The organism is Pseudomonas rossensis, from assembly GCF_039888995.1.
GTDB lineage: Bacteria > Pseudomonadota > Gammaproteobacteria > Pseudomonadales > Pseudomonadaceae > Aquipseudomonas > Aquipseudomonas rossensis.
In genome coordinates, this window is record NZ_JBBWCB010000004.1 from 1 (window position 1) to 12634 (window position 12634).

11 protein-coding genes and 2 tRNA genes are annotated in these 12634 nt (G+C 56.9%); all 13 read right to left on the reverse strand.

The window, feature by feature from the left end:
• Positions 1 to 82 precede the first annotated feature (82 nt).
• Complete coding sequence (pnp, locus tag WLY71_RS02190) at positions 83 to 2188, reverse strand: polyribonucleotide nucleotidyltransferase (protein ID WP_347802326.1); 2106 nt, start codon at positions 2186 to 2188, stop codon at positions 83 to 85.
• Between the two features lie 197 nt (positions 2189 to 2385).
• A complete protein-coding gene (gene rpsO, locus WLY71_RS02195) occupies positions 2386 to 2655 on the reverse strand; it encodes a 30S ribosomal protein S15 (protein ID WP_003176135.1) in 270 nt (89 codons plus the stop codon).
• Positions 2656 to 2772: 117 nt separating this feature from the next.
• Positions 2773 to 3690 carry a tRNA pseudouridine(55) synthase TruB gene (truB, locus tag WLY71_RS02200; RefSeq protein ID WP_347802327.1) on the reverse strand — a complete coding sequence of 306 codons (918 nt, stop codon included), beginning with the start codon at positions 3688 to 3690 and terminating at the stop codon, positions 2773 to 2775.
• Between the two features lie 3 nt (positions 3691 to 3693).
• On the reverse strand, positions 3694 to 4095 hold the full coding sequence (gene rbfA, locus WLY71_RS02205; protein WP_008149016.1) for a 30S ribosome-binding factor RbfA: 402 nt from the start codon (positions 4093 to 4095) through the stop codon (positions 3694 to 3696).
• Between the two features lie 159 nt (positions 4096 to 4254).
• Positions 4255 to 6783, reverse strand: a complete 2529-nt coding sequence (infB, locus tag WLY71_RS02210; RefSeq protein WP_347802328.1) for a translation initiation factor IF-2 — start codon at positions 6781 to 6783, stop codon at positions 4255 to 4257.
• Between the two features lie 27 nt (positions 6784 to 6810).
• Positions 6811 to 8292: a transcription termination factor NusA gene (gene nusA, locus WLY71_RS02215; RefSeq protein WP_008024459.1), complete on the reverse strand. Its 1482-nt coding sequence runs from the start codon at positions 8290 to 8292 to the stop codon at positions 6811 to 6813.
• A gap of 47 nt (positions 8293 to 8339) precedes the next feature.
• Positions 8340 to 8798, reverse strand: a complete 459-nt coding sequence (rimP, locus tag WLY71_RS02220) for a ribosome maturation factor RimP (RefSeq protein WP_010463487.1) — start codon at positions 8796 to 8798, stop codon at positions 8340 to 8342.
• A 138-nt stretch (positions 8799 to 8936) separates the two neighbouring features.
• Positions 8937 to 9013: transfer RNA gene (locus WLY71_RS02225), tRNA-Met, on the reverse strand.
• 96 nt (positions 9014 to 9109) lie between these two features.
• Positions 9110 to 9195 (reverse strand) — tRNA-Leu (locus WLY71_RS02230).
• Positions 9196 to 9217: 22 nt separating this feature from the next.
• Positions 9218 to 9601: a preprotein translocase subunit SecG gene (gene secG, locus WLY71_RS02235; RefSeq protein ID WP_017336473.1), complete on the reverse strand. Its 384-nt coding sequence runs from the start codon at positions 9599 to 9601 to the stop codon at positions 9218 to 9220.
• Positions 9602 to 9605: 4 nt separating this feature from the next.
• Positions 9606 to 10361 (reverse strand): triose-phosphate isomerase, encoded by a 756-nt coding sequence (tpiA, locus tag WLY71_RS02240; protein WP_347802329.1) that lies wholly within the window; start codon positions 10359 to 10361, stop codon positions 9606 to 9608.
• A gap of 66 nt (positions 10362 to 10427) precedes the next feature.
• Positions 10428 to 11765 (reverse strand): phosphoglucosamine mutase, encoded by a 1338-nt coding sequence (glmM, locus tag WLY71_RS02245; RefSeq protein WP_347802330.1) that lies wholly within the window; start codon positions 11763 to 11765, stop codon positions 10428 to 10430.
• A 16-nt stretch (positions 11766 to 11781) separates the two neighbouring features.
• The gene (gene folP, locus WLY71_RS02250; RefSeq protein ID WP_347802331.1) at positions 11782 to 12633 is read right to left on the reverse strand and encodes a dihydropteroate synthase; all 852 of its coding nucleotides are present in this window, start codon (positions 12631 to 12633) and stop codon (positions 11782 to 11784) included.
• Between the last annotated feature and the right edge of the window lies 1 nt (position 12634).

Here is a 12634-nt window from a genome sequence, read left to right on the forward strand (position 1 = left end):
CTTCAACGTTATAAAAAATGCCCCGCAGCTTTCACTGAGGGGCATTTTTTATAACGTTGAAGCGGTCAGGCGTGGGGAGTGATTAAACGCCCGAAGCCTTGGCTGCTGCTACGTCTTTGATGGACAGCTTGATACGGCCGCGGTTGTCCACGTCCAGTACCAGTACTTCCACTTCCTGGCCTTCTTTCAGGATGTCGGTCACTTTCTCAACGCGAGCGTCGCTCAGCATCGAGATGTGAACCAGACCGTCCTTGCCAGGCAGGATGTTGACGAATGCGCCGAAGTCGACGATACGCTCAACCTTACCGACGTAGATCTTGCCGATTTCAGCTTCAGCGGTGATGCCCAGAACGCGCTGACGGGCAGCTTCAGCCGCTTCCTTGGTTTCGCCGAAGATCTTGATCGAGCCGTCGTCTTCGATGTCGATCGAAGCCTTGGTCTCTTCACAGATCGCACGAATGGTCGCGCCGCCTTTACCGATAACATCACGGATTTTGTCGGTGTCGATTTTCATCGCGATCATGGTCGGAGCGTTTTCCGACAGTTCGGTGCGGGACTGACCAATGATCTGGTTCATCTGACCGAGGATGTTCAGGCGCGCTTCCAGGGCTTGGCCCAGAGCGATCTCCATGATTTCTTCGGTGATGCCTTTGATCTTGATGTCCATCTGCAGCGCGGTCACACCTTTGGCGGTACCGGCTACTTTGAAGTCCATGTCGCCGAGGTGGTCTTCGTCACCCAGGATGTCGGTCAGGATGGCGAACTTCTCGCCTTCTTTAACCAGGCCCATGGCGATACCGGCAACTGGTGCCTTCATCGGAACGCCAGCATCCATCAGAGCCAGGGACGCGCCGCAGACCGAAGCCATGGAGCTCGAACCGTTGGACTCGGTGATTTCCGACACAACACGGATGGTGTACGGGAACACGTCGGCAGCAGGCAGCATGGCTGCAATCGAACGACGGGCCAGACGGCCGTGACCGATTTCGCGACGACCAGCGCCACCCATGCGACCACACTCACCTACCGAGAACGGAGGGAAGTTGTAGTGCAGCATGAACGGGTCTTTTTTCTCGCCTTCCAGGGTGTCCAGCAGTTGTGCGTCACGGGCGGTGCCCAGTGTTGCAACAACCAGAGCCTGGGTTTCGCCACGGGTGAACAATGCCGAACCGTGGGTCTTTGGCAGAACACCGACTTCGATGTTCAAAGGACGTACGGTCTTGGTGTCACGGCCGTCGATACGTGGCTTGCCGTTAACGATGTTTTCGCGAACGGTGCGGTATTCGATTTCGCCGAAAGCAGCTTTGACTTCACTGGAGGAAGGCTGACCTTCTTCACCGGACAGCTTGGCAACCACCTGGTCTTTCAGTTCGCCCAGACGAGCGTAACGGTCGGCCTTGATGGTGATGGTGTAAGCCTGGGAGATCGCGTCGCCGAACTCGGCACGGATAGCGCCCAGCAGAGCGGTCGCTTCTGGTTGTGGAGCCCAGACCCAGGTTGGCTTGGCAGCTTCGGCAGCCAGTTCTTTAACAGCGTTGATCACAACCTGGAACTCGTCGTGAGCAAACAGTACCGCGCCCAGCATCTGGTCTTCGGTCAGCTCTTTGGCTTCCGATTCAACCATCAACACGGCTTCCGAAGTACCGGCAACGACCATGTCCAGGCTCGAAGCTTTCTGTTGTTCGTAAGTCGGGTTCAGCAGGTAGCCGGTGCTTTCGTGGAACGCAACACGGGCAGCGCCGATCGGGCCATCGAAAGGAATGCCGGAAATGGCCAGCGCAGCCGAGGTACCGATCATCGCAGCGATGTCCGGATCGGTCTTCTTGCTGGTGGAAACGACGGTGCAGACAACCTGCACTTCGTTCATGAAGCCTTCTGGGAACAGCGGACGGATCGGACGGTCGATCAGTCGGGAAGTCAGGGTTTCTTTCTCGGAAGGACGGCCTTCACGCTTGAAGAAACCGCCAGGGATCTTACCGGCAGCGTAAGTTTTTTCCTGGTAGTGAACAGACAGAGGGAAGAAGCCCTTGCCTGGATCAGCTTGCTTGGCGCCGACCACAGTCACCAATACGCTGACGTCGTCGTCAACGGTGACCAATACTGCGCCGGAGGCCTGACGGGCGATACGGCCAGTCTCGAGGGTAACGGTCGACTGACCGAACTGGAATTTTTTGATTACCGGGTTCACGGTGTCCTACCTTCTTTTGTGGCTCTTGGGGAACTTGTCTTCTTGCGAAATTCTTGGGCAACGCCGGGAATCGGCCCGACTGTCATTGTCCAGGTAAAGCAGGTATCCAGATAAAACTTGAGGCTGGGAGCCTGCCATGCGCCAGCGGGAAACCCACTGACGTACGACAGACAACCAACCTCTAGCGCAATCGCTTATTAGCGACGCAGACCCAGGCGACCGATCAGAGCCTGGTAACGACCCAGATCCTTGCCTTTCAGGTAGTCCAGCAGCTTACGACGCTGGTTTACCATGCGGATCAGACCACGACGGGAGTGGTGATCTTTACCGTTGGCCTTGAAGTGACCTTGCAGCTTGTTGATGTTGTGGGTCAGCAGTGCAACTTGCACTTCTGGCGAACCAGTGTCACCAACAGCTTGCTGGTAGTCAGCTACGATTTGAGCTTTTTCTTGAACGTCGAGAGCCATGAGGCAATCCTTTTATCAGGAAACTGTTTCAAAGAAACAGCTTCAACAGGCCAGGGACAAATCCCTGTATCTAAAAATGAGTAGTGACCGTGCCTGTTAACAGCCACCCTCGTTCGGTCATTCTGACCGAATCAGTCGACGTGGCGCGATGCGCCCGTCTTCGCTCACTTCACCGATACCGATGAAGCGACCATTGTGATCCTGTACCCGTACCATGCCGAACTTCGGTGCATCCGGGGCTCGTACCGGTTGGCCGTTAAGCCAGTAGAACGAGCTGTGCTCCGAGAACTGCAACAGTGGCCAATCCAGCAGGCCGCTGTCCGATGGCATCAAAAAGCGGTCGACCGCTTCGTTGCCGCCTTCGGCATGTACCGCTTCCAACTCTTCAAGCGTGACCGTCTGGGCCAGCGTGAAAGGCCCGGCCTGGGTACGTCGCAGTTCAGCAACGTAAGCGCCACAACCGAGTTGCTCACCGATATCTTCCACCAGGGTGCGGATATAGGTACCTTTGGTGCAATCCACCGCAAGCCGCGCAGTATCACCTTCAAAGGCCAGCAATTCCAAGCGCGCAATAGTAACAGAACGCGGTTCGCGCTCCACTACTTCACCTGCTCGGGCCAGCTTGTACAACGGCTGGCCATCACGTTTGAGCGCCGAGTACATGGGCGGTATCTGACTGATTTGCCCACGAAATTTCGGCAGTACTGCTTCGACATCGGCGCGACCAACGGTCACCGGGCGCTCCTGCAAAACCTCACCTTCGGCATCGGCCGTGGTGGTGGTCTTGCCCAGTTGCGCCAGGGTTTCATAAGCCTTATCGGAATCGAGCAGGTATTGCGAAAACTTGGTGGCCTCACCGAAGCACAACGGCAACACGCCGGTGGCCAGCGGATCGAGACTGCCGGTGTGCCCGGCTTTCTCGGCGTTCAGCAGCCAGCGGACCTTCTGCAACGCGGCGTTGGAGGTGAACCCCAGCGGCTTGTCGAGCAGGATGATGCCGCTGACGTTACGACGGATACGTTTGACCTGAGCCACCGATTACTCCTTGGTGTCTTCGGCTTCTGCCGCAACCGGATGCTGATTGTCTTCAGCTACCGCACGTTCGATCAATGCCGACAGATGAGCACCACGCACGACGCTTTCGTCATAGTGGAAGTGCAACTGTGGAACGCTGCGCAACTTCATTTCGCGAGCCAACTGCATGCGCAGGAAACCGGCGGCGGAGTTGAGCACCTTGATGCTTTGCGCGATGTCTTCGGCGTTGTCCTGACCCATCACGGTGATGAAGATCTTGGCGTGACCGACGTCACGGCTGACTTCAACAGCGGTAATGGTGACCAGGCCGACGCGCGGGTCTTTGACTTCACGACGGATCAGCTGTGCCAGCTCACGCTGCATCTGATCGCCGATACGTTGGGTACGGCTGTATTCTTTTGCCATGTCTTGTTACCTGTTACTGCCACACGGTGAAACCCGTGGGGTCTGAAAGCGGCAAACGCCCGGCCTGACAAAAGCCAGACCGGGCGTTGCGTTTAGAGTCCTGACGCCGTGCCGCGCACTTGCATGCGGCGGCTCGCCGTGGCCCTTGAAGTGCGCGAGTTAGAGGCTGCGAGCAACCTGAACCTTCTCGTAGACTTCGATCTTGTCGCCAGCTTTGACGTCGTTGTAGCTCTTGACGCCAATACCGCATTCCATGCCGGCACGTACTTCGGAAGCGTCATCCTTGAAGCGGCGCAGGGATTCCAGCTCGCCTTCGAAGATAACGATGTCTTCACGCAGTACACGGATTGGACGGTTACGGTGAACAACACCTTCGATAACCATGCAACCGGCGATCGCGCCAAACTTCGGCGAACGGAACACGTCGCGGACTTCAGCGGTACCCAGGATGTTCTCGCGAACATCGCTGCCCAGCATACCGGTCAGAGCTTTCTTGACGTCTTCGATGATGTCGTAGATCACGTTGTAGTAACGCATATCCAGACCTTCCTGCTCGACGATCTTGCGAGCGCCAGCATCGGCACGCACGTTGAAGCCGAACAGTACAGCGTTGGAGGCCAGTGCCAGGTTAGCGTCGGACTCGGTGATACCACCGACACCGCCACCGACAACACGCACTTGCACTTCGTCGTTACCCAGGCCGTTCAAGGCGCCGTTCAACGCTTCCAGCGATCCACGGACGTCAGATTTGAGGACGATGTTAAGCGTCTTCTTCTCTTCCTGGCCCATGTTCTCGAAGATGTTTTCCAGCTTGCCAGCGTGAGCACGGGCCAGTTTGATTTCGCGGAACTTGCCTTGACGGAACAGAGCCACTTCACGGGCTTTCTTCTCGTCGGACAGCACGCTCATCTCGTCGCCAGCGTCCGGGGTACCGTCCAGGCCGAGAATCTCGACGGGGATGGAAGGACCGGCTTCCTTGATTGGCTTGCCGTTCTCGTCGAGCATGGCGCGAACGCGGCCATAGTTCGAACCGACCAGCACCATGTCGCCTTGGCGCAGGGTACCGTCTTGAACCAGAACGGTAGCAACCGGGCCACGACCTTTGTCGAGACGCGATTCAACCACGACACCACGGCCAGGAGCCGAAGGAGTCGCTTTCAGTTCCAGAACTTCAGCTTGCAGCAGAACAGCTTCGAGCAACTCGTCCACGCCAGTACCGACTTTCGCCGAAACCGATACGAACGGGGTGTCGCCGCCCCACTCTTCCGAAGTCACGCCATGAACCGACAGTTCGCTACGGATGCGATCGAGATCAGCGCCCGGCTTGTCGATCTTGTTCACTGCAACCACCAGTGGAACACCGGCAGCCTTGGCATGCTGGACAGCTTCAATGGTCTGCGGCATGACGCCGTCGTCCGCTGCAACTACCAGGATCACGATGTCGGTCGCCTTGGCGCCACGAGCACGCATTGCGGTAAACGCAGCGTGACCCGGGGTGTCGAGGAAAGTGACCATACCGCGATCAGTTTCAACGTGGTACGCACCGATGTGCTGGGTGATGCCGCCGGCTTCGCCTGCAGCTACCTTGGCACGACGGATGTAGTCGAGCAGCGAGGTCTTACCGTGGTCAACGTGGCCCATTACGGTCACGACCGGCGCACGAGAGAACGACTCGCCTTCAAACTTCAGGGACTCGGCCAGGGAATCTTCCAGGGCGGTGTCGCTGACCAGGGTCACTTTGTGGCCCAGCTCTTCAGCTACCAGTTGAGCAGTTTCCTGATCGAGTACCTGGTTGATGGTCGCTGGAGTACCCAGTTTGAACATGAACTTGATGATTTCAGCAGCCTTGACCGACATCTGCTGAGCGAGATCGCCAACAGAGATGGTCTCGCCGATCTTCACTTCACGCACGACAGGGCCGGTTGGGCTCTGGAAACCGTGAGCGTTGCGTTTCTTCAGCTTGGCCTTGCCCCGACCACCGCGACGGAAGCTATCGCTTTCTTCGTCGGTAGTACGTGGGGCAACGCGTGGCGCAGGCGCTTTTTCCTTGACCGAAGCACGATTCGGAGCGTTTTTGCGCTCACCATCGCCACTGCCACGACGATTGTTATCGTCGGCGCGTGGTTTGTCCGGACGGCGCTGTTCGTTCTGCTTGTTGCGAACATCGGCAGACGGCGCTGGTGCAGCAGCCACAACCGGCGCGCTTTCACGTACTGGCTCGGCAACTGCAGCAGGTGCTGCAACGGCGTCGTTAGTAGCGGATTGCGCAGCAGCAGGCTGGCGACGCGCTTCTTCTTCGGCGCGACGCTTGGCTTCTTCTTCAGCCTTCTGACGTGCAGCATTTTCTACTGCGCGACGGTCTTCCAGTTCGCGTTTACGCTCGGCTTCGATTTCTTCCGGGCTGCGCTGTACGAAAACTTTCTTTTTACGGACTTCAACGCTGATGCTTTTGCTGCCAGCAACACGCAGGGTGCTGGTGGTTTTACGCTGCAGTGTGATCTTGCGTGGTTCTTCCACTTTCGCCTTGTGGCTGCTTTTCAAGTGAGTCAGCAAAGATTGCTTCTCACTGTCAGTCACATGTTCTTCGGCGGCGGTGTGCGGCAGACCTGCCTCACGCATCTGCTGCAACAGGCGCTCTACCGGTGTTTTGACCTCATCGGCCAGTTGTTTCACCGTGACTTGCGTCATGCACTTCTCTCCTCAGGCCGCGCCTAATTACTCGAACCAGTGGGCTCGGGCGGCCATGATCAACTTGCCGGCACGATCATCGTCAATGCCGTCGATGTCGAGCAGGTCGTCAATAGACTGCTCGGCCAGGTCTTCGCGGGTAATTACGCCGCGCACCGCCAGTTCCATCGCCAAATCCTTGTCCATACCCTCAAGCGAGAGCAGGTCTTCGGCCGGATGGGCGTCTGCCAGCTTTTCCTCAGTAGCGATGGCTTTGGTCAACAAACGATCCTTGGCGCGAGCGCGAAGCTCGTTGACGGTTTCTTCGTCAAAGCCGTCGATGTTGAGCATTTCTTCCAACGGTACGTAGGCAATCTCTTCCAGGCTGGTAAAGCCTTCATCTACCAGCACCTGTGCCAGATCTTCGTCGACTTCCAGCTCGTCGATGAAGTTGCGCAGGATGTCGCCGGTTTCTGCTTGCTGCTTAGCCTGGATGTCCGATTCGGTCATCACGTTCAGGGTCCAGCCAGTCAACTGGCTAGCCAGACGCACGTTCTGACCACCCCGACCAATGGCCTGAGCCAGATTGTCTGCGCCAACGGCGATGTCCATTGCATGGGCATCTTCGTCAACGATAATTGCCGCCACTTCAGCCGGCGACATTGCATTGATCACAAACTGAGCCGGGTTGTCGTCCCACAGGACGATGTCCACACGCTCACCGCCCAACTCACCCGACACTGCCTGGACGCGCGAACCGCGCATACCGATGCAAGCGCCTTGCGGGTCGATGCGTTTGTCCTTGGAGCGGACCGCGATCTTGGCGCGCGAACCCGGATCACGGGACGCAGCCATTACTTCGATCAGGCCTTCAGCGATTTCCGGCACTTCGATGCGGAACAACTCGATCAGCATTTCCGGCGCAGTACGCGACAGGATCAGCTGCGGGCCGCGGTTCTCGGTGCGGATTTCCTTGAGCAGCGCACGCAGTCGCACGCCAACCCGGAAGGTTTCGCGAGAAATGATGTCTTCACGAGCCAGCAACGCTTCAGCGTTGTTGCCCAGGTCGACGATCACGTTGTCGCGGGTCACTTTCTTCACGGTGCCGGAGATGATTTCTCCCAGGCGCTCGCGATAGGCATCAACGACTTGAGCGCGCTCGGCTTCGCGAACTTTCTGCACGATGACTTGCTTGGCAGTCTGTGCAGCGATGCGGCCGAACTCAATGGACTCGATCTTTTCTTCGACTACATCACCAACCTGAGCACCAGGATGCGTTTCTGCAACCTTGCTCGGCCAGGTTTCGATGGCCGGATCGTCCAGGTCTGCTTCTTCGACGACAGTCCAGCGACGGAATGTCTCGTAAGCACCGGTGTGGCGATTGATTTCCACACGCAGATCGACTTCGTCCTCGAAACGTTTTTTGGTAGCAGTGGCCAGAGCCAGCTCCAGCGCTTCAAAAATTACGTTTGCCGGTACGCCCTTTTCATTGGATACCGACTCAACAACCAGCAGTACTTCTTTGCTCATCGTACGCCTCGCCTTTCGCAAGCCATTGGATCCGCGGGATCCGCGTCTCAGTCAAAACTGGGAATAATGTTGGCCTTGTCGATCATATCGATCGGCAACAGGAACTCATGGTCTTCTACCTGCACCACGACGTCCTGCTCTTCTACACCGCGCAGAAGGCCCTGAAAGTTGCGTCGGCCTTCAAAAGGCGAGCGCAGCTTGATCTTCACTTGTTCACCGGCAAATTTTGCAAACTGCTCAATAGTGAACAGCGGGCGTTCCATGCCAGGCGAGGAAACTTCAAGGGTGTATTCAACGGCGATTGGATCTTCAACATCCAGAACACCGCTGATCTGACGGCTGACAATGGCACAATCGTCCACCAGCACGCCGCCCTCTTTATCGATATAAACGCGCAACATTGAGTGGCGACCTTGAGCCGAAAACTCAATACCCCAGCATTCATAGCCTAGGGCCACGACCACCGGGGCCAGCAAGGCCTGCAACTCTTCTAGCTTGCTCGACACCTGAACCCCCTCGTGCATGTATGTGCATGCTGTGCAAAATAAAAAAATGGGCGAAACGCCCATCCTTGAAACGCCGTCGAACAGCGGCGTTGAAAGTATCCAGCTAACAAAAAGCCCCTTAAAAGGGGCTCCTTAAACTGGTTGCGGGGGCCGGATTTGAACCGACGACCTTCGGGTTATGAGCCCGACGAGCTACCAGACTGCTCCACCCCGCGACAAAGCTGGGGCGGAAGTATACGACCGATCCCTGACAGGGTCAATGTAACCTTCCACCTACAAGAAAGCCCGCAACAGCGGGCTTTCCTGATAATTGGTACCGAGAAGGGGACTCGAACCCCTACACCCTATGGGCACAACCACCTCAAGGTTGCGTGTCTACCAATTCCACCACCTCGGCAATACTACGTTTGAAACCCTTCTTACTTTTGCTCTTGAGCTGGAGGTACGTCAGTCGCTGGAGTAGCCGACTTTTGCTCTTGAAGCACCGGTACATCATCAGAAGCCGGTTGTTGCTTTGGAACTTCCAACACTGCCGGGTTTGGCAAACCTACTTGAGTCAGCTGATGAGCTTTCTCTTTAGCAAAGTAACCTAACCCTAAGCTGGTTATGAAGAAACCGGCGGCAAGTATAGCAGTAAACTTACTAAGAAAGGTAGAGGAACCTTGGCTTCCGAACACAGTATTTGAAGCACCTGCTCCGAAAGACGCACCAGCATCCGCACCTTTACCCTGCTGCAGCAATACCAGAGCAACTACGCCCAATGCACCCAGCAGATGAAAAACGACTACGACTGTTTCCAGCATTTTTTCAGTTTCCCGCGGCGCGACAAATCGCACCGAACTCATCTGCATTCAGGGACGCTCCACCAATGAGCCCCCCATCGATATCCGGCATGCCGAACAGTTCGACCGCATTGGCCGCCTTCACGCTGCCGCCGTATAGAAGCCGCACACCTTGTGCGACCTCAGAATTCTCTGCCGCCAACTGAGCGCGAATGGCTGCATGCACATCCTGCGCCTGTTGCGGCGAAGCAGTCAGCCCGGTACCAATAGCCCAGACCGGCTCGTAAGCGATTACTGCCTTTGCAAAAGCACCAACACCGAGCTCCTCTATAATACTGCCTAGCTGACGCCCGACAACCTCAAGAGTTTTTCCAGCTTCGCGCTCTTCAAGGGTTTCCCCTACGCACAACACCGGAATCAAGCCACATGCCTGTGCAGCCGCGAACTTGCGAATCAGCATTCCGTCCTGCTCACCCATTATCTGGCGGCGCTCGGAGTGCCCGACAAGCACAAAAGAACAGCCTGCATCCACCAACTGACTCGGCGCAACTTCACCGGTCAACGCACCTTGCATGGATTCCACCGCAGAGTTCTGCGCGCCGACCGAAATCGACTTTTCCTTCAAGCCATCAATCACTTGATTGATATGCAAGCAAGACGGGAATACCGCTACATCAACATCGCTCGGCAAGGCCAGATGACGAAGGCCATTGATCAGCTCAGCGACGCTGGCGCGGGTACCGTGCATCTTCCAGTTACCAGCTACCATAGGGCGACGCATGCTGTACCTCGTCGGTCAAAGTGGGCGCAGATGTTACCCAACACAATCATGGCTGGCAAGCCGAAATCAGGCAGAAACTTCAGTAACCAGTTTTGCCAGCTCTTCGGCGCAGCCGCGAACCTGTGTTTCGTCCTCGCCTTCGACCATGACCCGCACCAGCGGCTCCGTCCCGGACTTGCGCAACAGCACGCGCCCACGACCAGCCATAGCCTTGGTAACGCGCTCGCTTGCCTCCTTGACGGATGGATGATCAAGAGGGCTCGCACCACCGCCGAATCGTACATTGATCAACACCTGAGGGCACTTGCGCAGCGCCTGACGCGATTGCGCCAGCCCCTCGGAGCGGGTCTTCAACGCCATCAATACCTGCAATGCGGCAATGATCGCGTCACCGGTGGTGGTGTGGTTGAAGCAGACAATGTGCCCCGAATTTTCACCACCCACCAGCCAATCGCGCTCCAGCAACTCGGAGATTACGTACCGGTCGCCAACATTGGCCCGCACAAAAGGAATTGCCAGATCCGCCAGGGCCAATTCCAACCCCAGGTTACTCATCAGCGTACCGACCACCCCCCCCTGCAACTTACCCTGCTCATGCAGGTCGCGAGCAATGATGAACAGCAACTCATCACCGTCGACGACAGCACCGGTATGATCAACCATCTGAACCCGGTCACCATCACCGTCAAAGGCGATACCCAAATCAGCATGCTCGGCCAATACAGCGGCTTGCAGTGGCTCCATATGGGTCGAACCGCAATTTTCATTGATGTTCAGGCCGTTAGGATGAGCAGAAAGCACAACGACATCGGCCCCCAGCTCACGGAATACACTAGGCGCCACCTTGTAGGTCGCGCCGTGGGCGCAGTCGATCACGATCTTCAGGCCCGCGAAGCTGGTGCCCGTCGGGACGCTGCTTTTGCAGAATTCGATATAGCGGCCTGAAGCATCGTTGATGCGCGATACCTTGCCGATCTTGCTCGACTCAACCACCGTCATCGGGGTGTCGAGCAACTCTTCGATCATATGCTCGACTTCATCAGGAAGCTTGGTGCCCTTCCCGGAGAAAAACTTGATGCCATTGTCATCGTGAGGGTTGTGCGAGGCACTGATCACGATGCCCGCTTCGGCCTGGAAGGTACGCGTCAGGTAGGCGATGGCCGGTGTCGGCATCGGGCCCAGGAGCATGACATCGGCACCTGCCGAAGTAAGTCCGGCCTCGAGCGCAGATTCGAACATATAGCCGGAGATCCGAGTGTCTTTGCCCACCAATACCTTGCAAGCGCCCATTTTGCGGAACGCCATACCAGCAGCCCAGCCGAGCTTGAGCATGAAGTCAGGAGTAATCGGATATTCGCCGACCCGACCACGAATGCCGTCGGTGCCAAAGTATTTTTTAGTCATAAGTGCTCCATCATTCTTATTCGGCTGATTCCACTGCGGCGATCATCCGCACTACATCGACGGTTTCGGCCACATCATGGACGCGCAATATACGCGCCCCCTTGACCGAAGCCAGCGCTGCAAGCGCCAGTCCACCATACAGACGCTCGCCAACTGGACGATTCAATGCCTGACCTATCATGCTCTTTCGCGAGACCCCGACCAACAGGGGCCGCCCCAAGGCATGCAGGGCCTCCATATGCTTGAACAAGCTTAGATTGTGCTGCAAGGTTTTTGCAAAGCCAAAGCCCGGATCAAGGATGATCCGTTCCGCTGTAATTCCTACCGACGCACACTGAGCCATGCGCTCGGCGAGAAACTCGCCCACCTCTTTCGTGACGTCCTGATACTGCGGATTGTCCTGCATGTCGCCCGGTTCACCGAGCATATGCATCAGACAGATCGGCAGGCCAGTGGCCGCAGCCGCATCCAGAGCGCCATCGCGCCGCAGAGAGCGCACGTCATTGATCAACCCCGCGCCAAGTCGTGCGGCTTCGCGCATGACAGCTGGGGTGGATGTGTCGACCGAGATAATTACATCCAGCTCGCGGTATATTCGCTCGACGATCGGAGCTACGCGTTCAAGCTCTTCCAGCGGTGAAACAACCCTGGCACCCGGCCGGGTCGATTCGCCACCGACATCAATCAACGTCGCGCCGGCCGCCACCATGGCCTCAGCGTGGCGCAAGGCCGCATCGAGCTGGCTATATTGGCCGCCATCAGAGAAGGAATCGGGAGTGACATTGAGAATACCCATGACCTGCGTCAGGGCCAAATCAAGAACCCGATTGCCGCAAGGCAACCGGGTCGAAGACTGAACAGAAGTCATT

Excerpts from the sequence above, each read along its gene's own strand:
- rpsO (WP_003176135.1), bottom strand. The coding sequence starts at position 2,655 with ATGGCTCTCGACGTTCAAGAAAAAGCTCAAATCGTAGCTGACTACCAG.
- rbfA (WP_008149016.1), bottom strand. The coding sequence starts at position 4,095 with ATGGCAAAAGAATACAGCCGTACCCAACGTATCGGCGATCAGATGCAG.
- infB (WP_347802328.1), bottom strand. The coding sequence starts at position 6,783 with ATGACGCAAGTCACGGTGAAACAACTGGCCGATGAGGTCAAAACACCG.
- nusA (WP_008024459.1), bottom strand. The coding sequence starts at position 8,292 with ATGAGCAAAGAAGTACTGCTGGTTGTTGAGTCGGTATCCAATGAAAAG.
- secG (WP_017336473.1), bottom strand. The coding sequence starts at position 9,601 with ATGCTGGAAACAGTCGTAGTCGTTTTTCATCTGCTGGGTGCATTGGGC.
- tpiA (WP_347802329.1), bottom strand. The coding sequence starts at position 10,361 with ATGCGTCGCCCTATGGTAGCTGGTAACTGGAAGATGCACGGTACCCGC.
- glmM (WP_347802330.1), bottom strand. The coding sequence starts at position 11,765 with ATGACTAAAAAATACTTTGGCACCGACGGCATTCGTGGTCGGGTCGGC.
- folP (WP_347802331.1), bottom strand. The coding sequence starts at position 12,633 with ATGACTTCTGTTCAGTCTTCGACCCGGTTGCCTTGCGGCAATCGGGTT.